Source organism: Priestia sp. JSM ZJ58 (assembly GCF_044383985.1).
Lineage (GTDB): Bacteria > Bacillota > Bacilli > Bacillales > Bacillaceae_H > Priestia > Priestia zanthoxyli.
This window is the reverse complement of record NZ_JBISEM010000004.1, coordinates 1-23,711: the sequence shown is the minus strand read 5'-3', so window position 1 is coordinate 23,711 and position 23,711 is coordinate 1. Positions and strand designations below refer to the sequence as shown.

The 23,711-nt window shown below is 36.6% G+C and carries 25 protein-coding genes; 1 reads left to right on the top strand and 24 read right to left on the bottom strand.

Translation table 11 applies throughout. The features are described from left to right. Positions 1-3 precede the first annotated feature (3 nt). From ACH6EI_RS24120 to ACH6EI_RS24020, 21 genes are all read right to left on the bottom strand, one after another. Positions 4-2,241: an ArdC-like ssDNA-binding domain-containing protein gene (locus tag ACH6EI_RS24120; RefSeq protein ID WP_108674895.1), complete on the bottom strand. Its 2,238-nt coding sequence runs from the start codon at positions 2,239-2,241 to the stop codon at positions 4-6. Further along, on the bottom strand, positions 2,234-2,509 hold the full coding sequence (locus ACH6EI_RS24115) for a hypothetical protein (protein ID WP_108674894.1): 276 nt from the start codon (positions 2,507-2,509) through the stop codon (positions 2,234-2,236). The genes ACH6EI_RS24120 and ACH6EI_RS24115 overlap by 8 nt, the downstream gene beginning before the upstream one ends. Before the next feature lie 50 nt (positions 2,510-2,559). Continuing rightward, positions 2,560-3,039, bottom strand: coding sequence for a hypothetical protein (locus ACH6EI_RS24110; RefSeq protein ID WP_108674893.1), 480 nt, complete (start codon positions 3,037-3,039; stop codon positions 2,560-2,562). Between the two features lie 3 nt (positions 3,040-3,042). Then, positions 3,043-4,263 carry a MobP2 family relaxase gene (gene mobP2, locus ACH6EI_RS24105; RefSeq protein ID WP_397378229.1) on the bottom strand — a complete coding sequence of 407 codons (1,221 nt, stop codon included), beginning with the start codon at positions 4,261-4,263 and terminating at the stop codon, positions 3,043-3,045. A 48-nt stretch (positions 4,264-4,311) separates the two neighbouring features. Next, positions 4,312-4,569, bottom strand: coding sequence for a hypothetical protein (locus ACH6EI_RS24100; RefSeq protein ID WP_098434028.1), 258 nt, complete (start codon positions 4,567-4,569; stop codon positions 4,312-4,314). 272 nt (positions 4,570-4,841) lie between these two features. Continuing rightward, the gene (locus ACH6EI_RS24095; RefSeq protein ID WP_397378227.1) at positions 4,842-5,729 is read right to left on the bottom strand and encodes a hypothetical protein; all 888 of its coding nucleotides are present in this window, start codon (positions 5,727-5,729) and stop codon (positions 4,842-4,844) included. Positions 5,730-5,739: 10 nt separating this feature from the next. Continuing rightward, positions 5,740-6,321 (bottom strand): MerR family transcriptional regulator, encoded by a 582-nt coding sequence (locus tag ACH6EI_RS24090; protein WP_108674887.1) that lies wholly within the window; start codon positions 6,319-6,321, stop codon positions 5,740-5,742. Positions 6,322-6,335: 14 nt separating this feature from the next. Then, positions 6,336-7,448, bottom strand: coding sequence for a bifunctional lytic transglycosylase/C40 family peptidase (locus ACH6EI_RS24085; RefSeq protein WP_108674886.1), 1,113 nt, complete (start codon positions 7,446-7,448; stop codon positions 6,336-6,338). Positions 7,449-7,451: 3 nt separating this feature from the next. After that, the gene (locus ACH6EI_RS24080; RefSeq protein WP_397378223.1) at positions 7,452-9,386 is read right to left on the bottom strand and encodes a VirB4 family type IV secretion system protein; all 1,935 of its coding nucleotides are present in this window, start codon (positions 9,384-9,386) and stop codon (positions 7,452-7,454) included. A gap of 17 nt (positions 9,387-9,403) precedes the next feature. After that, a complete protein-coding gene (locus tag ACH6EI_RS24075) occupies positions 9,404-10,111 on the bottom strand; it encodes a hypothetical protein (protein ID WP_108674884.1) in 708 nt (235 codons plus the stop codon). A gap of 15 nt (positions 10,112-10,126) precedes the next feature. After that, positions 10,127-10,417 carry a DUF5592 family protein gene (locus ACH6EI_RS24070; protein ID WP_099331418.1) on the bottom strand — a complete coding sequence of 97 codons (291 nt, stop codon included), beginning with the start codon at positions 10,415-10,417 and terminating at the stop codon, positions 10,127-10,129. Between the two features lie 39 nt (positions 10,418-10,456). Next, entirely contained in the window at positions 10,457-12,862 is a 2,406-nt protein-coding gene (locus tag ACH6EI_RS24065; RefSeq protein ID WP_108674883.1) for a pLS20_p028 family conjugation system transmembrane protein, read from the bottom strand. Positions 12,863-12,885: 23 nt separating this feature from the next. Further along, positions 12,886-13,092, bottom strand: a complete 207-nt coding sequence (locus ACH6EI_RS24060; protein WP_108674882.1) for a hypothetical protein — start codon at positions 13,090-13,092, stop codon at positions 12,886-12,888. Between the two features lie 21 nt (positions 13,093-13,113). Continuing rightward, the gene (locus tag ACH6EI_RS24055) at positions 13,114-15,705 is read right to left on the bottom strand and encodes a VirD4-like conjugal transfer protein, CD1115 family (protein ID WP_108674881.1); all 2,592 of its coding nucleotides are present in this window, start codon (positions 15,703-15,705) and stop codon (positions 13,114-13,116) included. Further along, positions 15,695-16,204: a hypothetical protein gene (locus tag ACH6EI_RS24050; protein ID WP_108674880.1), complete on the bottom strand. Its 510-nt coding sequence runs from the start codon at positions 16,202-16,204 to the stop codon at positions 15,695-15,697. The genes ACH6EI_RS24055 and ACH6EI_RS24050 overlap by 11 nt, the downstream gene beginning before the upstream one ends. 15 nt (positions 16,205-16,219) lie before the next feature. Beyond that, on the bottom strand, positions 16,220-17,344 hold the full coding sequence (locus ACH6EI_RS24045) for a hypothetical protein (RefSeq protein WP_108674879.1): 1,125 nt from the start codon (positions 17,342-17,344) through the stop codon (positions 16,220-16,222). Between the two features lie 67 nt (positions 17,345-17,411). Continuing rightward, positions 17,412-17,717: a hypothetical protein gene (locus ACH6EI_RS24040; RefSeq protein WP_099331424.1), complete on the bottom strand. Its 306-nt coding sequence runs from the start codon at positions 17,715-17,717 to the stop codon at positions 17,412-17,414. A gap of 17 nt (positions 17,718-17,734) precedes the next feature. After that, positions 17,735-17,986, bottom strand: a complete 252-nt coding sequence (locus ACH6EI_RS24035; protein ID WP_108674878.1) for a hypothetical protein — start codon at positions 17,984-17,986, stop codon at positions 17,735-17,737. Positions 17,987-18,014: 28 nt separating this feature from the next. Next, positions 18,015-18,479, bottom strand: a complete 465-nt coding sequence (locus tag ACH6EI_RS24030) for a hypothetical protein (protein WP_108674877.1) — start codon at positions 18,477-18,479, stop codon at positions 18,015-18,017. Between the two features lie 482 nt (positions 18,480-18,961). After that, positions 18,962-19,210: a hypothetical protein gene (locus ACH6EI_RS24025; RefSeq protein ID WP_029325370.1), complete on the bottom strand. Its 249-nt coding sequence runs from the start codon at positions 19,208-19,210 to the stop codon at positions 18,962-18,964. Between the two features lie 31 nt (positions 19,211-19,241). Next, positions 19,242-19,457, bottom strand: coding sequence for a helix-turn-helix transcriptional regulator (locus ACH6EI_RS24020; RefSeq protein ID WP_226313332.1), 216 nt, complete (start codon positions 19,455-19,457; stop codon positions 19,242-19,244). 140 nt (positions 19,458-19,597) lie between these two features. On the opposite strand from ACH6EI_RS24020, the gene ACH6EI_RS24015 reads away from it, so the two are divergent. Further along, positions 19,598-20,032 (top strand): helix-turn-helix domain-containing protein, encoded by a 435-nt coding sequence (locus ACH6EI_RS24015; RefSeq protein WP_108674876.1) that lies wholly within the window; start codon positions 19,598-19,600, stop codon positions 20,030-20,032. A gap of 155 nt (positions 20,033-20,187) precedes the next feature. Here the strand turns inward: ACH6EI_RS24015 and ACH6EI_RS24010 are convergent, their stop codons facing one another. From ACH6EI_RS24010 to ACH6EI_RS24000, 3 genes are read right to left on the bottom strand one after another with little or no spacing between them, the layout of a single operon-like run. Beyond that, positions 20,188-20,817 (bottom strand): response regulator transcription factor, encoded by a 630-nt coding sequence (locus tag ACH6EI_RS24010; RefSeq protein WP_189643538.1) that lies wholly within the window; start codon positions 20,815-20,817, stop codon positions 20,188-20,190. Next, a complete protein-coding gene (locus ACH6EI_RS24005; protein WP_108674874.1) occupies positions 20,786-22,195 on the bottom strand; it encodes a sensor histidine kinase in 1,410 nt (469 codons plus the stop codon). Before ACH6EI_RS24005 ends, ACH6EI_RS24010 begins: the two co-directional genes overlap by 32 nt. Beyond that, entirely contained in the window at positions 22,196-22,828 is a 633-nt protein-coding gene (locus ACH6EI_RS24000; protein ID WP_108674873.1) for an HAD-IA family hydrolase, read from the bottom strand. It abuts the gene before it with no gap. Positions 22,829-23,711: the final 883 nt, after the last annotated feature.

Here is a 23,711-nt window from a genome sequence, read left to right as displayed (position 1 = left end):
GTTTTATCGTTCCATTTCTTGTGTCTGGTCCCGTTTCTTTGAAGAAAATGCTCCACTGTTCCGTGCAAAAAACTTTGTAAATCCACTTTGCGATTTCTCTTCTTTTTTCTGCTTATCGTGATCCTTTTTCTCTGTGTCCAACGCCTTTTCAAGCTTCGCTAACTTCTGACGTTGAGAATCAGTCAAATTCAGCTCTTTTAATTCCTGCAGCACCTCTTTTTTCAATTTGTACACCTTATCAAAGGAATGCTTTTGTTCAAACTCCTTCATTTTGGCCAAACGTTGTTCTTTCTCTTGAGGTGTTTCTTGCTTGAGCTGCTTTTCGACAGGACCCTTTTCTGCTTTAGCTTCCTCTTTCGCTTCTTTAGAAGAAGCTTTTTCATCTGATATGCCTAGTTGGGCTAACAAGTTTTGTTTAAATAGCTGCTTATACTGTGTTTCTTCACTAGGCTGCTGCATAGCTTCTAGTACTTCTTGTTTATAATCTTCTTGATATCGGTCCTTCTCTTGTGTCTGTTTACGTGCTTGAAACTGATGAGAAAGCTCATTCTCCATACCTTTCAATTGGTCAGAGGTGAATTGTTTTTCCTTTAAGGCACTTGATTTCAACATGACATAATCGTTTTCTGCATTCACACGGGCTAACATGCTATCAATATCTTGAGGCTTTTCTTTTTCATGGGCTTGTAAAAATGTAAGATAGCTTGTTTTAAGCTGCGTTTCTCGATCTTTCTCTAAAACAGGATTCACATCATGACTTCTCAAAAAATCCACTGTTGCTTCACTTTTATAGGCTTGTTTTTGTCCTTTTTCATCCGTAGAAACAAGTAAAACCTGTGGTTTTTTCTCTCCTAGAGCTGATTGTGTTAAATAAACAGAACCAGAAGGGATGTCTTCCAGCTGTTTCTCACTAATGTTCGCCCAATCTGCCTCAATTTTTTCATTTTGTGGGTGCTTCATAAACTTCTTTAATTCTCGTTTATTAGAAACAAGCGCTTTAAATTGATCATTTGAAAGAGACGTAATTTTTTTCATCGTATATTCCTCCATTAAAGTAGTATTTGGACGATAAAAAAGGGAGCTTTTTAAGCTCCCTTTCCTTTTGATTTCCTGTTCTTCTTTTTTCTCTTGGATGGTATCTGTAGGTGTTTGGAATTGCATTTGATTATCCAATTCAACACGTTCTTGAAAAGTAAGAGGTGGTTCTTGAACTTGATCATTGATGATCCCCTTCTCATTTTCAGAAGAAAGAGGATCTGTCTGCTGCTGTTTTTCATCCTTTTTTTCTGAAGAATGATTTTTTTCTCGTTCTTTTACCAACGTTTCTTCTATTGTTTCAATAAAGCCAAAGGACGTTTCATGTACTTCTTTTAAAAGCTTAGTTTTATCTTCAAAGCTCTTTCCTTTTGTCCAGTGTGACAGGTAATTAAGCGAATACTCGCTCGTATCAATCCCAAAATAAGAAGAAACCGTATAAGCTGTCATTTCTGCTTGAAATTCTCTTTCCGCATCCGTATAGTTTGCTCTTGATTCAGCCGTATGCAGCTTAGCATGCGTCATTTCGTGAAGAAGCGTCTTTACATTTTGACGTTCAGAGTTACGAGGATTTAACGCAACCTCCTTCGTTAGTGGATAACACGCGCCTTTTGCGCTGCCCAGTTCTTCTTTAGGTGCAATGATGGAAATACCGTTTTTTTTCGCAATGGCTTCCATCCCTTTATAAAGCACCGTGTAGTCCTCCACGTTTCCTTCTAACCAACGATTGGGAAATATCTTAGGTAAATCACTTGCTTTCGCATTCGTTTGACTAATATCAAACGTATTGCCGACTGAAAAATATAGTTGACCTTGAGTGACTTCATTTTTCCCCTCTTGAATGAGTTTTTTTTCTTGAGGAGTGGCTTTATTAACCGACTTCCATTTTCCTTTTTCATCCTTAAATTTGGGAACGGTTTTGTTTGGTACAAGAATTTTAATACCATTCTCTCCTTTATTGACAGAGAACCCTTTATCTTTCCAAAACTTAAATGACCCAACAGCTTGCGCACCTCTAAACTGTTTTTGGATGAGAGCCGAATTCAACATGGAGTACTGATAAAACTTACCCATAAAAGATAAGTAGTCTTTTAATTCTTCGACAGAATGAAAATGCTGCTCAACCTTTTTCTCCATCCCATTCGTTAACTCTTCCACCTCTTTACGCTTATCTTCGATGGATTTTTTCGCATAGGTTCTACTCATTTTCTTCCTCCTCTTCTTCATAGGAGATCCCCTTGAGCTCTTCTAATTCTTGTTCATACCAAGGTTCCTCTAAATCCACAAAAAGCTTCTGTGTTTTAATATTCATAGGCACCAACATATTCTCTTGATGCACCACATATTGATGAAACTCCTTCGCTTCTTCTGGACTTAAATTCACCTCTACTTCCTGATCTCGATACTGAACAATAGCATGATCCTCTCCAACAGCTTTAATCGAAGCTAACACTAAATCTTTGTTAAAAAGCATAATGATTAATTCCTCCTTTTAGTAGTTAAATCTCTTTTTATATGAAACAATCAATGAGATTGTTGTTTCCCTCTCGATTCTTCCCAATCAATCCGTTTTTGACGCTGATTCGCAATTCGTTTCTCAACTGTTTCTCTCGCTACTCTTGTACTATCCATCTCCTGCATACTAGTGGTCATCAATCCTTTAAATCCATGATGGAAGAAAAGACCGTTCATATATTCAATTAAAATTTGTGTATTTTTATCTGCTGCGTTCGCTCCTAGTTTTGTTTTTGTCATCTCACCTTTTAATACATGAATCTCTTCTCGTAAAGTTTGAAACTCATTTTTTAAGGACTCATGGAGATGATGACTCACTACTTCCGTAATATACTTTAATGACCATTCATTGTTTTTAGCTGCTTCATGTTCTTTACAAATTTGTGCAATGGCATCACCGGTGTAGCGTAATCCATGCTCCTCTTTAAATGATTCAATATACGCTTTTGACTCATCTTCAATAGCTAACTTCATTCGTTGCTTCTCCATCGGTTAATATCCCCTTTCATAGTCGTTTTGTTGGTTACGATCACGTTCTGTTGCACGTTGCATTCGTTCATAATGCTGTTGGTTTTTCCAACTTTCATAGTCACTTTTAAACGCTTTTTCTATTTTCCGAAGTGAAAAATGTACAGGTACTTGCTGCTTATATCTCACTGTTTGATTTCCAGATTGCTTTCTATCCAACAGGCGTTTTACGTCTTGCTGCTTTCGATCATAAGCTTTCATTTCTTGCAAAAATGCATTTCCCATTCGCTTATATAAATCATCTATTTTCGTTTGCTTATATTTTTCGTAGCGTCCTTTATCCCTCGTTCCCTCTCCATATGCTTTCTTTAATTCTTTTACTTCTTTATCTAAGTTCTTTATTAATTGCTGATACTCTTTTTGATGATATTTTTTAATATATTTTTCACTCAATGTATCAATATAAGGTTTCAGTGGCTTAATGGTATTGTAGCCATATTGCCACTGCCTTTTATCTTGAGGAAGATGATTATAGACCATTAAAAACAAGGGTTTTAATTCTCGATTGCGCCATGCAAAAGAAGAATCCTGTTTCTTTTGGCCAACCATTTCTTTACGGATTAAGTGATTAATTCTATTCTGATTTTCTCCTCGATCCATAATTTGATTAACAACGGTTGACTTCATGACATCCAATGTTTTTGGCTTTCTTTTTCCCCGACTACGTGTAGGATCTGGTTCAACTGTTGCAATATGAATATGGATATTGTCCGTGTTGTGGTGTATAGCTGCTGACCAAATAGCTGAACCATCTAACTTTTCCCTTTCAAGCATTTTGTTCATGGATTGTCTTGTTATTTGCATTAACTTTTTTTCATCCACTGTATGGGTACGTGAGTCATATAAACCCTGTTCTTCAAGCCAAGGATTATGAAATGTAATGACATCTTGCCACATAATACTGTTATTTCTTTGCGCTTTCTCAAAACCTTTTTTTAATTCTTCTTTCTGTTCCCCTGTCAATCGTTCAGAATGTTGGGTAAATAAGGAGGAAGTCTTATCAGGATTATCCATATAATCCTGATAAAGAGAAAACAATTTCTCATGCGCTCCAAGTTCTCTTTTTGCTTCTTCACGATCAACATAATCAACATACTCTTGAAAGGCTTTATGAGAAGCTGTAATGAATTTTGTTTTTAATACAACGCCTGGTACAACTGTTGAACCATTTGTTTTTTCTAGCACATCTGTTTACCTCCGTTAACCCAATTGAATGTTTCTAAGGGATCTGTATTATTCTTCTGGATCTCCAATCATTTCAAGCAAAATATGATTCATGTTTTCCATAGAAACAGCACACTTTTCCATCATCTTAATATTCTTTTCAATCAAGTTTTCAAGCTCATTTTCACGGTCTGTTTGTTTACGGAAAAAAGCCAGCGTTTCAAGCTGACTTTTTAAAAATTCTTGCCTTGATACCTTGTGTTCTTTTGCTAATTCATCAATTTCTTTAACTGCTGCTGATTTAATATTTCGTATGATTATATCCACTATATTCATTCCTTCCCTGAAATTTGGGGTGTTCCTCAAATAATAGAGAGAAGAGCATAAGGGGTTTTTGCTATCACGAAGCGTGATAGGCTAGGCAGAGCCTAGCAAAACCGTGATATCACAAGAAGTTCTCCAAGAACCCCCTCAGCGTACCCTCAAATCAACTATCCGACCCTTCAACGTCCCCTCAGACGTTTCAACAAATTTGCCACTAACCCCCTCAACGCCCCCTCAAATTCGTAAATGTCCCCTCAACGTCCCAATGTGTTTTTTCACTTCATGGCTAAATCTTGTTGCTTTTCATTCAATTTTTGGAGCTTTTCTTGTAAGCTTTTTTGTTCATCTTTATAAAGCTGAATGCTTGCATCACTTGATTGAATGGCATCCTTTTTCATCGCAATTTTTGATTCCGTATCGGCTTTTTCCTCCTGTACTTGGTACTTCATATCACGTTGTAACTCGTTCATTTCTTGTTGCGTTTGACGCTTATGTTTGACTTCTACCTTAATTGCTTTTTCATAGTTTTTCATTTTCTTTTTGACAAAATCTTTTTCTAACTCATTGACTAAAAGTGCATAATCTTGTTTGTTTTTGGTTCCTTTTCTTTCTTCACTTTTCGTTTTTCGTTGGTCAGAATAGAGCGTGGTAATTAACGCATGAGCATCTATATCCTCTGTTGAACCTGTTTCTGAATCACTCGTTACGTCATCCACGTTTACCGTTTCTTTTTCTTCATTTTCTTGATACAGATCAAAGGCGAGTGCTTCCCAATTTGAAGACAAATCGCTGATTCTTACGACATAATAGCCATCATCTTCATACAATAACTGAACGGGTAATTTGATGTTTGGATTCGCTTTTTCTTGTGCGACAAAGCTTACTTCCTCTTCATCGGGTTGATCCATTTTGATGACCATATCCAGTGAATTGTTAGCCGGATGATACACACGATTTTCAATGGTTACGGTTCCTGTTATGTCAGAATAAACCGCCTCATAGGTATTCGTATGATACAACGGATCTTCTGTTTTTAAATAAAATTTCGATGTCAGTAAGGATAAAAAACCGATAAAGAAAAAAATCAACATCGCTGTATACTTCCATGACCGATTGCGATTTAAATTAAATCGATAATCTTCCAATTGCTTTTTAAATGCCACTTCTACCACCTCATTTCATGATTTCTGTTTTCAATTCTTCGATACTATAAACCATCCATTTATTCTCTTCTTTTCGTAGAGAAACTTTAATAATGTCATGCGTCTGGTCGTCGACGTTTTCATCTTTTATGACAAGATGATTTGTAAATTCTGCAATGACTTCAACCTCTTCTTGCCCTCCATCATATTGTTGTACATAAAGCTGTAAATCGTTTGGAATCGAAGTGTAACTATCTCCATATACGAACTTTTCAGAAGGATAAAATTGCTCGTAAAGCTCTTTGTCCATGATCGATTTTGCGACCTTCTTCCGTTCCTCAAATCCCTCTTTTTCACGATGATAAGACACATCGATGAATTGATTCACCGTATTCAAGTAATCTCGTTTTTGTTGTTCTTGGGCAGAAGGGCGAACTTCACTTAGTTGTTTTTTTAACTCTTTATTTTCTTCTTTTAAGCTGTCATTTGTGACTTGAATTTGTTTCGAAGCTGTTGTGTTGGAGATATTATGGTTAAGGTAGATATTGAAAATGGTCACGCCTGCCACCACAACGGCAAGCGCTCCAAATAGTAGTGCTGCTTTATTTTTCATCGCCTTTTCTCCTTTTAAAATCGTTTTACTCTTCCATTAAATCGTTCACCAAAATACGTTCCTTTTGCCATACTTGCGATGGCTACACCTGTTTTTCCTTGGCAGCCTAAAAACTGATTATTTCCAACATATATGCCGACGTGTCCGTCTATCTTATAGGTATCAAAAAACACCACATCTCCAGGCTTCATGTCTTTTGGATTGATTGCTTGCCCTTGTGTTTTGAGTGTATCGGTTGTTACCCCTGACATTGGACCGACATTCACTCCTACTTGCTCGAATGCCCATCTGACGAAACTTGAACAATCAAAACGTCCTGCGTTAATATCAGATTGAGAACGTCCACCACCAAATACATAACGTGTTTTACCAATCAACGTTTTGCCTGCGTCAATCACTTTTACACCCGATTTACCACCACTTCCACTACTCGCAGGAGCAGCCGGTTTTCCGTCAGCTGTAATCGTTCCTGTGTAATATTTCAGCACGGCATCCGTATACAAAAAATCCCCATAACATGCGTTATAGGGTATAGCTTCAGGTCTTACGCAATGATAATTCCCTGTATGTTTTACCTTTTGATATTGGATTTGAGAAAATTTAATCGCTAATTCTTTTGTGTACTGACCACCATTTTTCATAACAAAATTGATAAAGCCAGGGCCAAAATTGTACGACTGAAGACAAAGCTTTAAATCGTATTTCGCTTTTTCTAACACATCTTTAAAATGCTTTACGCCTTGATCGATAGACGCTTCAGGATTCTGAATACACCCTACGCTTCCACATTTAGACTCAGAGGATTGCATGGGATCGTTTCCTCTTCCTCCACTTTCTTGCATCATGAGTGCCATCATAATTGGCACATAGGAAGCATCTAGCCCATGTTTTTGTGCGTACTTTTCAAGCAAGGGTTGATAATTCATGACCTGCGGTGACACATTAGCCGTTCCTACGCCAATGCCCCCACCTTCAATCTCTGTTACCTCACTTTGTTGACTATCTTTTTCAAATTCACCTGTAATCGCTACAATCGTACTCATGATTAAGAGGCCCGATAATCCTAACAGGATCAACGTGCCTCCAATCAAATATTTTTTTGGAATGAGCTGTAAAACGATATGCAAGACTTATGCACCTCCACCGTACAGCACTTTTTCTTCCTCATCGATTTCAATATGAAAGAGAATGTTTTTTACGGACTTAATACAAAGCAGCACATCCCCAATTGGTAGCTTCGGAATTTCAGCCAATTCGCTGTCCGTAATCCCTGTTTTAAACACTCGTTGAATCGTATCTAAGTTATTATCATCTTGCTGCATGATGAATTTATATTGTGTTAAATCAAAAAGCTTTTTAATTTTTTCAATCGCTGTTTGTTCCGAACCGTCTGGCACAAAGTCACTGATTAAATGACTGGCGTAGATCAAACCTGCAAAGTATTTACGTGCTTCTCGACTGAACTCTGTTAGGAAATCTAAGGCATGTTCATTGCCTCTTTTCGTGTTGACTATGTGATGAGCCTCGTCGATCACAATTAAGTAACGAATGGCATCTTCAAAGGCTAACGTCCCTTTTGTATAGGCAGCTAGTTGAGGTTCACCATTCTGCAGCATACCATCCCATAATAAACTCATGACGTTGAAAAGCTGTGCTTGTGCAATTTCATCTTTTAATTTTGATAAATGACGGATGGAGAAAAATACGACTTGTTCATCGTTGAAATCTTCAATGGTAGAAATCCCATCAAACAAATGAGCGTATGTTTCAACCAAGTTTTCAATGTTCAGCTCGATTAGCTCAAGTCTACGTTTTCGATACTCTCCTAAGTTCGGATGGTGTTCTCTTGTTTCCTCATTGGTATATAACTCTTGTCGAATGAGGTGTAGAAACTCACTGAACGTTGGATAGGCTTCTGGTGAACGCCCTGTAATGTGATTGCTTGCGCCTTTTTCATCGTTCCATAACTGTTTTTGAATATAAAGTTTACGAAGTAGCTTTTCATACTCTTTTAATTCATCGTCTTTTGCTTCTGGTGCAATAAAACGATAAAAAACAGTTAGTTTGGATAGGTGCTGCGTAAAACTGTTTATTTCGTGCTCATGTGTTTTAAATACCTGTAAAGGATTAATTTGCCCTTCCGATCCATCTAGGGCAATCTGTTTTCCTCCTAATTCTCTGACGAGACTTTCGAACTCTCCTACAATATCGAATCCTCGAATCTTATAGCCTTTAATCGCATTATCTGTGGTGACTTTCTTTAAAAACGTGGATTTACCTGCGCCCATTAAGCCCATCAACACCGCATTATAACTTTTTCGTTGTTGGTCTTTATGAAACAAATCAAAGATGACGCTGCCACCTGTACGGGTTGTTCCTTGATACGTGCCGTATGGATCATCTAAGTGAGTAAAATGAAAAGGAAACCCTCCGGCTAGTGCTAATGCGGGGATTTCCTTTCCTTTTCGCTTATTAGGGTATTTCTTCTGTATGTCAAAATGCGTCACTAATGATTCCCACTCATACTCTTGTTCATTTAAGAAAATGGATCCTCTGAAGTTATGCGTTTCAAGGTGATGAATGACTTCTTTTAATCGCTTTTCTAAGTCAGGAATCGTTTTTTCTGCAATATAAATGCGAAGGTGTATTCGTTTGATCACTTCACCATTCGTGACTTGACGGTATAGCTCTTTCATATCTAAATACTGTTCTTGGGCATCCATACGATCAATGTTTTCTTTGGCATTTACATGCCGTGCATTTTGTTCGGACATATTTTTATTAATGGCTTCTACGACTTGTTTTCGTTCATCGCTTACCACATCTAAGGTCGTAATGGCATTGGGCATATTCATGATCGGTTCCAGCCAAAAATCATTCACGTTCGTTGGGTACTCATAAATATGAATGCAAGTTGAATATCCATCTCCGTTCCGAACGAGGTTTTCTTTAAAGCTCACGCCTCCTTGTGGTTGAATCTGTGCCACAAAATAAGGATTGTATCCTTTTTTCTGCTTGATCTCTTGAGGTGTTTTCTCTTTTTTACCAAAAGGTAAAGTTATCATGCTTTTATCATCCTTTCTTATTGTTTATTACCAAGCTTGGCGTTTTGATTGTAGAGTTTGTAAAGAAGGTTCATTTGTTTTTCATCCGAAACAGGTAACAGAGGGACAGCCAGTTGAATATCTCGCATAAATTGATCTTTTCGCTCTTTTACAGCAAGTTCAGTCGGTCCATATAGGAAAAGAAAGTATTCTCGATTGGTTCGCCCCCATTCTAAATATTGAAGTTCTTTTAATTTCTTTCGTAAGAATCGGAGCGATAACGCATTGTTAGCCTCTCGAATCTTTTTCTCAAGATACTGTTGTTGCTTTTGTGTTGAAACAGGCAAGTTTAATGAGATAATTTTAAATGAATCTTTATCGCCCTGGTATGTTTTCGCCAATGTATAGATATTGCGTCCTGCCTCTTGGTCATGCATGGCATTGATATCTGTACTCTGAAGCTGCCAGATCCCAAAAAAGCCTCCCTCATCCTTTAGTTGAAATAACCCACTATCCGTTTGATCGATAATGGGAATGATGTCAGCCACACTTTTCTTTACCTCCGGTAGCTTCTCTTTTTCCTTTTTGACCTTTGAAGGTTGTAACAGAGAAAAAGGATTCTTTTTCTTTGTACGAGCAATCTGTTTATCCAGTTCCTTTTCATCAAAGAGAAGGGATGTACTTGTCTTTTTTTCTTTTAAAATAGGTTTCTCTTTTTCTAGGATTCTTTCATCAAATAATGCCATCAATCATACCCTCCTTTATTCTTGATCTCGATCTATTGCACAATACGTGCTCTTCTTTCGTACCAATGTAAGCAATAACGCCTCATACATCCGTTTTTTAGGGTTCGTACTTGGTCTAACGATCATCAATAGCCCAAATACGCCCATGAAGATGTAAAAGGGAATTTGAAGCGTTGGATGAATAAAAAAGCGTAACATCATCGTGACCATCAGTAAGCCAATAATAAACAACAAATCAAAGAGATAAAGAGATTTATTAATCTTTAATTCCGTAGAGATTTCTTTCGGAATGTTATAGTTTCCCATAATCCTTCTCCTTTCCATAAAAAAGAGAAGTAACTCCTGTTACTTCTCATCTTGTTTATTTCGCTTTTTTGATCCAAGGTTTCGTAAATCTCGTCCGGTATTTCGCCCAATTTGATAAGAACGTTTTGTTTTATGGATTGTTTGTGAGTTATCAATACGTTCTTTTACCTTTCCTACGCTCTCTTTGACATTATCCCGTACCACTTGTGCAATATTACGTGTTTCTGTTCGATGTTGATGTGGCATTGGAATGTCTTCTGTTGAAGCAGGAACGGTATCTTGTTCAATTGGTTGTTTTACTTGACGAGGTTCCTCTGTAGCTGCCACTTGTGCTTGTGCTTGATCCATCCCTTTTGGCATGGAAACAGAAGGTCCTCTTGTTGGTGTAGGATAGCTTACGTTTTCTACAGAAGAGCCACCTTCACTTGTACTTCCACCATAACCGGAAGTTTGAATTTCTTCATGAACAGGTGTATTTGTACTTCCTATAGAAGATCCGCCTTCACTTGTACTTCCGCCGTAACCGGAAGCTTGGATTTCTTCATGAACAGGCGTACTTGTACTTCCTATAGAAGAGCTGCCTCCATTTGTTCCTCCACTCTGACCAGAGGCTTGCATTTCACCATGAAGAGGAGCACTTGCTTTCCCTACAGAGGAGCTGCCTCCATTTGTGCTTCCACTCTGGCCAGAAGCCTGCATTTCATCATGTAGAGAAGCACTTCCACCTTCTACAGAAGATCCAGTACCTTCATTTGCACTTTCACTATAGCCAGAAGCCTGCATTTCATCATGTAGAGAAGCACTTCCACCTTCTACAGAAGATCCAGTACCTTCATTTGCACTTTCACTATAGCCAGAAGCCTGCATTTCATCATGTAGAGATGTATTTCCGCCTTCTACAGAGGAAGTTGATCCCTGACTATCAGTGGAAACACCTGCTGCTTGCATCTCATCCTGTAAAGAACTTCCTTGACCTGCTCCTTTTCCTTCCGAAGAATTCCCTTCAGTATTTTTGCCCCCTTCTTGTTTTTCAGTAGAGGATAATCCCTGTTGTGAAGCTTTCTGATCATTTCCTGCGTTTTGACCTTTAGAAGTAGCGTTTCCTTTCTCACCTGCCATTCCTGCCTTTTTCATTTCTTCATGCAGAGCCGGCTGTTTTTCTTTATTTCCTTGTGTAGCTAACCCTTTTCCAAGACCTCCAACTCCTGCTGCTGTTTGAAGAGCACCACTCCCAAGACCTTTTCCTATACCACCAATTCCTTTGGCAAGGTTGGCTCCTCCTTTTGCTGTTCTGCCCATCATATTTATGCCACTTTCAAGACCTTTTGCCATCGCAAATCCTCCTGCCAGAGCACCCCAACCACTTTTTAATCCTGCATCAATCCCAAAGAGACGTTCACACATAATTGGGCCATCTACGACGGCAATACTAAAGGCGATTAATGCAATAAGGTACGGAATACCTTCTAGCTTATCGCTAATAAAAACGGTTCCCATCAAATACACCTTCATGGATATAAAGATCATAATCGTTACGAGAAATGTATTTAGGATGTTTTTCAGAACGGCTTTTAACTTCTGTCCATCTGCTACATCGGCAGGCGCAACTAATTGGGCTAAAATCGCATTGAATCCTAGCTCGTAACATAATTTTGCTAACTTAATAGACGTAAATAACAACGTCATCCCTATAACAAATAGGGAAATCGCAATTGTCCAGAAGTTCCATGACCATCGGTAATAAAGTTCTGGAAAGAAATCAAACCATCCATTATCTAATTCAACTAATCCTTCTTTTCCATCGGGTGTCAAAGCTGCTTTATTTTCTACTATCTTCTTTCCTTTGTCTGATAATGACTTTCCTTTAGATACTTCAAACTTCCCATCTATTTTTTCTGTAATATCAATCACCATGATATTTTTTTGTGGTACTTTATTTGGTTCTTTTAATTCGGGACTTTTCCACTTGGTAAGATCGAACTGCGCTACATCCGTTATATTGCTTTTAATAATCTTTTCACTTACGGTTCCTTTTTCATTTAAATCCACGGCTTCAATGGCTTGATCGGTAAATTTATCCGCCTTTAACATGCTTGTGTTTAGTAAAAGTAAGACTGCCATTGAAATAAAAATGTTAATCATTATTTGTTCCCGATTGACTTTTTTCTGAATAATTAACATGTAGCCGATATACAGAAAGGAAAAAGCCAGTAATACATATAAAAATGGTTGAATCTTCGTAATAAAGTCTTGAATATCGGGTGAATTAAAAAATGTCTTAACTCCTAAGATACTATCTGTAATCCCTTCTAATCCATCTACTAGAAATGAAAGAACTTGAATACATCCCCAACCCAATTTCCGTAATAAATAAGTGAGGATATTTCCAACATCTAAATACTCCGAAAACTCATGTAGCTTTTCAAGAATTTCTTCATCCTTCATCTGCTCATCTCCTTATGCACGTATTACATGCCTTGAAACAACGTATCAACGGTTATTTCTAATCGTTCATCTAGAGGAGAAACACGAATTTGGACAGGTGCTTCTCCTTCCTGCCCTTTTTCCAAATATATAGTGCCATCTAGCAAGCCAATTAACACCTGTTGCCCTTCCTTCACAATCGGTGCATAGTCCTCTAAAATACGCTCTAATTCCTTTGAAACACTATTCATTTTTTCTCCTCCTTTTTTATGTTAGGCTTCCTGTGTTTCAACTTCGCCCTGTAACTTAGCAAGCGTTGTCTCAATTTTCGTTTCAACAAGTTGATACACATTAGAATCCAGTTGATCGTTTTGAGATAGTATCTTAAACTCATCTACGAAGTCATCCATTGCTTGCTGTTGGATTTCTTCAATTGTTTTATTCATAACACCTGGCAACTCTGTTTTCAGAATTTCAAAGACGCTAGGATCTTCACTAAAAAACTCTTTGACTGATTTAGTTCCCCAGTTTTCATAAGTCATAGAGGAGAATGGGGTATCAAGTGATTCCTGCTCTTTTTTAACCGACTCCTTTTTTTGTTGTTTTTGTTGAAAGGTAAAGAAGTTGGCGATAATTAACTTTCGTGGATCTACTTCCTTATGCAATGATTCAATATCGATATCTAAAATGGAGCGATCTGTATTAAAGTCATCTCCAAGATACTCCCATCGATATTTAAGAGCTGTTTTTTTAGTGTTATAAATTGGGTGAGCTTTAATGCGTCTACGTGATTTGTCTTGACGTTTTACAACACGTACAACCACGCTTTCTCCTTCTTTAAGTTCCATTAATTCATTTGGCGTTAATAACGGTTTCCCATCAACTCCCTCTGTTTTACTTTTATCTGTTGATAATCCTTTTCCACTTCGAGAGGTAGAATTGATGGTACCGTCTCCTAATTTTTGCGAGATGGTTTTAGCTGTTTCATAGTTATTAGTCAAAATATAGATGGTATTCCCACAGTTTCCTTCAATCGTTTCAGCATCATCTCCATATTTATTTTTTAGTTGCGCATAAGCTTGAATCACTAAGTTGAAACGTATATTTCGTCCTAAACAAACCGTGATAATGTTGGACATTCCTTCGATTGCCGGCATGTTGCCGAATTCATCTAACAACACCACTACTTCTCGATGACACTTGTTTCCTCGTGCCAATGAGGCATTCTTAGAAAGCACATAATATAACTGTCGGACAAAAATAGAGGCTATTACATGGTTACTTGAATCATAATCTGGTGTGACCATAAAAATGGCGATTGGTTTTATAAAATATGTTACTTCCTTTACATGGATGGTTGGATGCTGTTTCTCCACTGTAAACGTTGTAGCTCCTGTCTCTTTTGTGATTTTATCTACCCTAATAACAGTTTCAAGTCTCGATGAAGTAACAATTTTATCACTCATCTTTTCAGCTAGAATAATTTCATCATTCTGCTTTACTTCACTTGTAAAGTTGACTTCAAATAGTCCTTTGGCGTCCGTTTTAATGGTTTCTGTTTGACCATCTGGAAAGGTCATTTCTAAGCGAGTAAGAGGTGCTGCTGTTCCTTTGATGGTTTTTCCAAAGCCCACACGCTTTAAATCGACGCTGTTTTTAGAGGTCATCTTGGCGATTTCATCAAACGTAAAAATAGATAATCCATTCATCGTTTGAGTAAAGATTCCGCCTCTTGTCGTGCCTTTTGAAAAGTTCGATGTGGCATACTGCATTTTGGCGACACTTTCTGTTGGAAGACCATCAAAGTACATGTCTAACGCATTTTGGGTATCACCTTGTTTATTAATGACAATCTCTTTTGATCCCAACTCTGACAACATATTTGCCACCGTGTACATGGTGATTTTATTCTCTGCCTTTTCCTTAATACACTTATCTGTAACAGCGAGAATCATAGCGTTACATAAACTCATGGCACATTGTTGCCAGAACGGATCTTTCGCATTTGGATTGTAGTAAAGGGTATAGGATAACGTGTTACATAATGCTTGAGCTGTTGAATAATCACCATCTTTATATGTTTCTTTAATCATTTCTAACAGGTTATAACTCATCGATTCTAATGGATTGAGTAAGTTTAAAACTTCAACGTGATAGCCTCTTTCCTCTAACGTTTTTTTAGAAGCTGCAAGGAGCTCTCCCTTTGGATCATTTAAGATAAGAGAAGGTTGTTTCTCAGCTCGTGAATAGATATCAATTGTTGGGAAAACAAAGGTTTCCCCTTTTCCTGATCGTGTAATCCCAATGATCAAATTATTAACGGGTGTGTCATCAATCAGCATGTAGCTTTTCTTTGTAAAGAATCGATGTGTATGGAGAAGCTTCTGTATTCCCTTTAAAGCTTTGTACTCTTTCCATGTTTGAATGAGGTCATAGGTTTGAATACGTGAAACAGGTACGCCACCTCCACCTTGATACGTTGTCGTTTTTTCAGGTACTTTTCGATATTGCTTTTTCAGTTCATATCTTGTTGTAAAGCGTCCCGACCCTTTTTGATTGTGGTTTAAATCTTTGAAGTTAGATCGAATGTTGTAAGCGAATTTGGCCGTTAATAAGGCAGCTACTAGACACATGGCTCCATATAAAGGCGAGTACTGTTGAAGATGAATCTCTGTCAAAAAAGATGTGTCCAAATGAAACGGCTGCGGTTCAAATACATCGCTAAACGTTGTTTGAACAAGATTCCGCATCATGTTAAACAAAAAGTTTAAGATGAGTAGAATAGACACAAAAAAACAAGCACTTAAAGGAATAAGTACTTGTTTTTCAGCGACCACATATTTGATGGATTTATTAGGTTGCATTTCTTATTCCCCCCTGGTCAATCTCTTCAGAAGTAGGAATGACATAGTAGGCACTCGATGAAAGAGAAAAGAACGTTTGATCTCTTGCCTCATACTTGTGTTGAAGGTAACGAAAAGCCGTGTTAATGTCCCATTGTACCTCTTTCATATCCTCTTCTGTCACCATATAGGCTTCATTACAAACTAAGTCGTCTTTTTCTTGTTGAGTAAGCTTGGAGATATCTAGAGGTGGCATCGTTGGCTTTGTGCATAATCGAAACTTAAACGCATATTTTAGAAAATCATCTGTAAGAATGATTGAATCGGCATTTTTAAAGATAAGTACAATCTGATTTTCTAAAAGAATGACATTATGAACACTGTTCGCAATGCGTTGGGCATGAAGTTGAGTGGTATGAAAGCTGCCTAATTCAATTTCGAGGAATAAATCTTCTTCATAGTACTCGACCCCTACGACAAAGGCTTGCTTCTGGTTCTTCACTTTTGTTTGTGTATACATCCTGTTCATCCTTTCTTATAGATTTTTTAGGAGTTCTTCTTGTTTCTTTTGTTGATCCGTTAACGACTTGATTTTGTTTTCATCCTTTTTTTCTTTCTTGTTCTCTTCATCCACTTGTTTTTTCGTTTCTTCTATCTCCTTTTTCGTTTTTTCATAGGTTTCTATTTTTTGATTCAATTTTTGGTTTTGAATATGTGCTGCCTCTTCTTTGGCCTCCTTTACTTTATCTAACTTCAAATAGCCATAAGCCTTCATTTCATATCGTTTGTCGGTCATGTCTACTCCTGATTGGCTCATCATGTCCTCCCATCGTTGTTCGTGATAGGCAAGATCAAAGGCTCCATTTGGCGAAGGAAACGTTTGTTGAAACTCTTTTAACGCCTGAACATCTCCCTTCTTTGAAATCACGCTTTCCACTACTTCTGGATGGTTTCCCTGAAGCTTAACAGCTTCCTTATACTTTTTTTGATCGACGAGAAGACTCATATAAACGTTTTTTTGTTCTTTCGTAAGGCTTTGTTGATCAATAGAAGAAAGCTGTTTTAAAGCCCCTTCTGAATCCCCTAAGAGTGCTCTTTCATAAGTCCCTGTTATTTTTTGTTCGAGTTTGACTTGTTTTTGTAAACCTTGAATGGTTTCAGCTCGATCTTGAGAAGTAGCTACCGTCGAAAAACACGTTGCTGAAAGGATAAGAAGGGATAAAATCCCTCCTCCATAGATCAACCTTCGATTACGAATAGAAAGGACAGGTGTTTGAGTCGTTTGCATATGATTCTCTTTTTCTTCCTCTAAAGAAAACGAACCATCTGTTGTTTTCAGATGGTCCGGTACTTCCTTTTCCAATTGTTCAACAAAACTTCTCTTTCGAGCTTCCTGTATATCGTCCATTTTTAAAGAACTTAACTTTTTCTTAATATGATCGACTACATGACGAGCATGCCCCGATCCAATGGACAATGTTCCTGCATATACCTCTTGATCTTCTTCATCGAGGATAAAAAAATCGGCATGAGCCTTTTTTCTAGTACGTCGATACTGTGTTTCTACTGTTTCTGTTATCTCGCATGCTTCTGGAATCGATAACTTTTGAAATGGCTTTAACTCTTTTGTCTCACTTTTTATAAACATGACAGACAGCATGTTTCTCCATTCCTTTCGTCTAAAAATGAGCATAGAAAAAAGCTATACAATTAACTGTATAGCTTTCTTAGCTTCCGAATCGGATATTTGTATTAACACCTTCAGCTAATGCATAAGCACCCATAACAACCACTAAACCAACTGCGCCTCCAACAAACCATGCGATACATTTATGACGACCTCGTTCTCCACCTAAAATTAAGTGATAACCACCTATACAAAAGCCAAGAGCTGCGGCAACCATCGCAATACGCTGCAACCATTTGATAATAGACTTTCCACTTTCGATGAGGCCGTTCATACCATCGGCCGCCCCAAGGGTTAAATGCGAAGTTAACTGCGTCACATCCACGCTATTTAATAAATCTAACATGTATTTCACTCCTCTTTTCATAAATTTTGCGTTACGGGAATACTTTGTGGTCTTACAGGAACTTGTTCAGCTGTTTTCGGTTCGTTTTTTTCCTCCTCCTCTTCTTCACCTGTAAAGGCACTTAATGCTTGAAGAATTAAATCCTGATTTTCTTCAATAAACTGTTGGTGTTGTTGATGTAGCCAGTCATTGTATTTGTTTCCATTGACTTTCAGCAACTTTTCTACGAGATCTTTGGATTTCTTTAATTCCTTTTGGGAGATCGTCAAGATAACACCACCTTTCAAAGCAAATCTCTTATTCTTCGAAATACAGTTCTTTTGAGGTTTCAATAAAATGAGAAAGTTCTGTTTTTAACTGAGATGGATCGTAATCATTAAACTCAATTTGTTGTTTTAGTTTTCCATTTTTATAGACAGCTAAAGTATCAGGATATTGTGTTAAACCATAATAACTTTGATCTTTATCTTGATCGTAGAGTGGATCATTGCTGTATATTTCTTTTCCATCGACCTCATTTTCCTTTAAAGCTTTTTTCACCTCATTCATATTTACTTCTCGTTTGTTTGCATTAAAAGAATAGAGAACGAATCCTGTACCATCTTCTTTCATGAATTTTTTCATTTCTAGTGGATGTAATTCTTCTAGTTCACCATTTCCTTTCACTTCACTTGAATTGTAGGAAGAGACAAACGCTGTGCCTATTCCAAGAGCCACAACGATTCCTGCCACGGCAGAAAGTAACCATTTTTTGTTTTTCATAACCATTCTCCTTTGCTCTTAATATTCAGACATAACAAGCGATTCTGAAGCCTACCGAGAGTAATATTTTACCATAGGTTTAGCGATCATCTCTGTCTTTTCAAGGCTATGAAAGGAAATATATACCCGTTTCTGGCTGGAAGGGCAAACCCTATATTGGCATGCATAGTTTTCACTAAGCCCAATAATGCACAACGTTTTCGGCATGTACGAAGAACCTCGTGTATCTACTGTTTGGAATGTTGTCGCTTCTTCGGATTCACCCTCACGCCACCACTCTTCACAGATCATGGATACACCGTCACTGTTTTGGTGCTAGATCACCGATGAGTTTTAGGACGCACTCATCGAACCTTTTTATTATCGTATACCTTCACCCCCTTGTGATCCGTTTAGGGGAGGCACGCAATATGTAATTGTCAAGGTACTACTTCTCGTGCTCTCGGCACGTTTCAAAATCGCTTGTATGCTGCATCTAAGAACTAACAGGTCTTTTGTAAAACTTCCTTCAATTCTTCATCTTTTTTTCTGCGCTTGGCGACGATGGTATGAGCCTGATCCATTACTGAGCGTACTTCATAATAAATATCAGCTACACGTTTGACATCGCCCGTTCCTTTTTCTACAGCTACCCCTCCTTTTAACGTATACAACTTTCCATCAAAGGTTTTGGCACTTTTCGCCCGTGCATCTGATATATCATAGAATGCTAGTCGCTTTTGTGCTTCCATGTTCATCGCCCCTCGTTAAATATTCTAAAACTTAGTTCATATCCTTGTGACGCGGTAAGAAAATATCTTCTAACTTAAGATCCAATGCCTCTGCGATTTTCTTCATATTTTCAAACGTAGGATATTGACGAGTCCCATTTTCGATTTGAGAAATAGTAGGTTGCGGGACTCCTGATAATTGAGCTAGATAGGTTTGGCTCCAATTTCTCTCTTTCCTTTTTTCTCGTATGGTCTTTATTTCCAGCACCTCCTTGAACACAGTATATTCTATATCGAATAGTTTAGTCAACACTTTTTATTCTATTTTTAATATTTTTTACCAAAAACACCCTTTGTTTATTTCTGATATAATAAAATTAAAAAATTTTGCAATTGGTGGATGAATTTATGGATCAATTTAACCTCGAACTTGGAAATAACATTAAAAGCTTTAGAAAGTCTATATTTATGTCGACTACTACATTAGCCGAGCTTTCTAATACTTCACAAGGTACGATAAGCAAGATCGAAAACGGTCATTCAACTTCTGATATTAAAACGTTAATAAGGATTTGTAAGGCATTAGGAGTTACCCTATATGACGTGCTTCCAGATGATATTTCAAAAGAATTTAAAACAGATAACCCAAATAAAGAACAATTATTTAACATCCTAAATGACTTGTCACCATCAGAAATCAAAGTCATTTTGAGCTTACTTACAACAGACATAATACCTGTATTAACTAACCTATCTCCCGTAATAAAAGCATTTGAACAAATGGGAGAAAAGGAAAGAAAGCTTTTTACAGACCTTCTAGAATCCATGAAAAGTAACTCCTAAATATAGGATATATAAGTTCTGAAAACTTGCATACTGTGATTTTTCATCACCCTATTTTGGAAATGGGGTGATATTTTTTCACCCTTTTTTAAACAAGGGGTGACGAAATATCACCCTTTTTGCAAACAAAAAAAGCGACTTGTTAATTTAACAAGTCACTTTAGGCCGCCAGTTTTCACTTTATTTATAAGATCTTTTGTATTAGATACCGATAATTTTTTGAAGATGTTTTTAAAATGTGTTTTCAGTGTATTGTCGGATTTATGTGTCTCTAGCGTAATTTTTTTACGAGAGTATCCTTTTTCAATATATTCAAAAATTTCTCTTTCTGCATTTGTTAAATCCTTAAGCTGCTCTTCTGTCTTCATACGGCGATAGTCTTTTAACAACACCTCGACTGGATTCGTTTCAGTATGGTAGGTAGAACGAATAATTTCAGGTATACGAACAGCATCCTTTTTTAAAATATAATTTGTTGCTCCGGCTGTAAAAGCTTGCTGAATAACTTCCTCGTCTGACAGAGATGTTAACATAATAACTTTAGATGTCTTGCTACGTTTTAACTCTAATGCCGTATATATCCCATCGAGATTAGCACCGGATAAATTAATATCTACAAGGAATATATCAATATTGCTTAGAGCATGAGAAAGTGTTATACCTTCTCTTTGTGTTTGGGCACACCCTACTAGCATCATGTCTTCTTCTTTTCCAATGATATTTTCCATGATACTGAGCCAATCTGGATCATCTTCAATTAGCACGACGCGAATCATGTTCTTCATATACATCATCCTTTTTCAAATGTATTGGAAATATTAGCGTGAGTGTTGTACCTTCATTGACCTTACTATCTATTTTAAGACTACCACCTGTCTTATACATGACCTCATTACACTGATTTAAGCCCATACCATAATTTTTACTTTTATTTTGTTTAGTACTAAAAAATGGATCAGTAACATGCCTTAAGTGATCTTGAGGAATACCAATTCCATTATCCGAAAAGCGCACCATTACATTCTTAGTGTTTTTTTGTAAGATTGAGATCTTAATCTTTCCATCTCCCTCTACTGCTTCAATTGAATTTCTTAGTATATTTAAAAACACCTCAAATGTATGTGTTTTATCGCAAAAAACGTAAGGTTCTTTGACTGTATATACTTTAGTAACCTCTATACTCTTTTTATCCAACTCTGATTTTTCATTTTCTAAACTGGCCTCTAGAAGATCGATCAAACTATTTTTACTCTTAACAATTTTAATCTCTTGAGTCTTATGGTGCATTCGTTCTATGATCTCCATTAAATGTTTTGCACTTCTATCAATAATTTGAACAGACTTTTTAGATGAGTCATCTAAATGACTTAAATCAATAGTATGTAAGCTAGTATCAATCTTATATATCTGGTTCTTTATAGCATGATTTATTAAAGCTGCCCCCTGGTTGACTGCTTGTCTTGTTCTTTCATGTGCTTGTCTTTCATACCTAAGCTTAATTCCATTCAAAGAACCAGCTGCACTAAGAGCTTTCCAAATAAAGACAAAGAATGAAGCGACAATGAAAAAAATAATATATCGCCATTCTTGATTGCCACTATTAAATACACGCATAATATAATTTAAAATAAGAGCTGATAATATCACTGGAAACATCAGAGATAATGTTATAAATCGACTTTTTTTTTGTTGTCTGTCCTTTTCCGTAAAGTATCCATAAAGGTGAAGAATACAAGCAATAATGATATAAGGAACAGCCCAGTAGATCATGTTATCAAAATCAGGTATGATGTCAGGTACGTAGACAGTTGTCTTAAGCATAAATAGTATAGGAATTAATAACGCGCACTTTAAAACCCTTGTGATTTTGGCTTTAAGCTTTGTACTATATATAATTGCATGCATCAAAATGCCATATGGACAAAAATAGATAGAAACAAATCCCGTTATAATCCTTAAATAATATAGTAATGTGTTAATCCACTCTGAATTTATATCATTCCTATTTAAAGCAGGTATAAAAGTTTCAATGATAGCACGGGATAAACCAGCTAATGAACCACAAATCAAAAGAAATACTACCCATCTTAAAGGCGGTGATTTTGGATCATACTTATAACAGATAATCGCAAAAACACCACTCACTAGGAACAAAGTAATCATTTAGACAACCTCTTGAATAACGCTTAAGATTTCTTCTGGTTTTCTTACAATGAAATCAGGATTTGCTTCATTTAAAAGCACCTCGAAATCATACCCCCATGTCACTGATATAATTTTGATATTACTTTTCTTACAGGCTACAATGTCACGATGTTCATCACCGACAAATATAACATCTTTATTTGGTGTCTTTGTTTTTTTTATGTAATTATTGAGTGTGACATGCCTTCCAAAGAATCGATGAGAAGTAAGGATTTCTTCAAAATAATCCATCTTATTCAGTTCTAAGAATTTTCTAATATTTTCTTTCGAATTTGCGGAAACAAGAATTAACTTAAACCCTTCTTCTTTCAACTCGTGTAACACACGTTTAATGTCTCCAATTGTCTCAAGATCTGGAATCATTTCTTTGTACTTCTTTACAATATCAATCGTTAACATCGGAATTTTAAATAATGGAACATTAAACTTTTTAAAGCGTTCCTTAAATGTAATTGTACGAATATAATCGCTTTGTTCTTGAGGCATTCTATTGTACTTATATTTATCAGCAAAGCTATTAAAAAGATCAAATACTACCTGTCCTGATTCAACTAGAGTGCCATCAAAATCAAAAATAATTGTTTTAGTCATCGCTTCACTTCCACTTCATTGATAGTGTAAAAACATTGGTTATATTTACAATTCAGCTTATCAAACTTTCTTTCAGTTTCAAATAGAACACAGTCCCTTTTTTTTACATTTAGTTAAAGTCTGTTTTCGTATTCATTTGACCCACATAAATGTTTATGAATTACAATTAAATGAATTTAATTACTTTTATTGATTATTTTTACAATAAAGGAAGTTCTAAAGTCGTATATTTAATAAAAAATTAAAAGCTATTATTCTAATAGTTAAGAAAATATCAAAATCCCAATCAACCATATGTTTAAAAATTCCATATTATAGACTTGCATTTAGATCCCCTCCCCTTTAGTTAAATTTAAGTTGAACTTAAAATCCAATAAATATAGTTATATTATTACAAACTCTCACAAGTTTAACCTTAGTTGAATTAACTGGCGACCAAATAAAAAATCACACTCAAATCCCTGAATATAGTTCAACTTCAGTTAAACTTAACAACCACTTACTACAGATTCAGAGTTAGATTTCATCTCTTTGACTTCCTTAACCCAAACTTAACAACCACTTACTACAGATTCAGAGTTAGATTTCATCTCTTTGACTTCCTTAACCCAAACTTAACAACCACTTACTATAGATTCAGAGTTAGATTTCATCTCTTTGACTTCCTTAACCCAAACTTAACAACCACTTACTATAGATTCAGAGTTAGATTTCATCTCTTTGACTTCCTTAACCCAAACTTAACAACCACTTACTACAGATTCAGAGTTAGATTTCATCTCTTTGACTTCCTTAACCCAAACTTAACAACCACTTACTACAGATTCAGAGTTAGATTTCATCTCTTTGACTTCCTTAACCCAAACTTAACAACCACTTACTA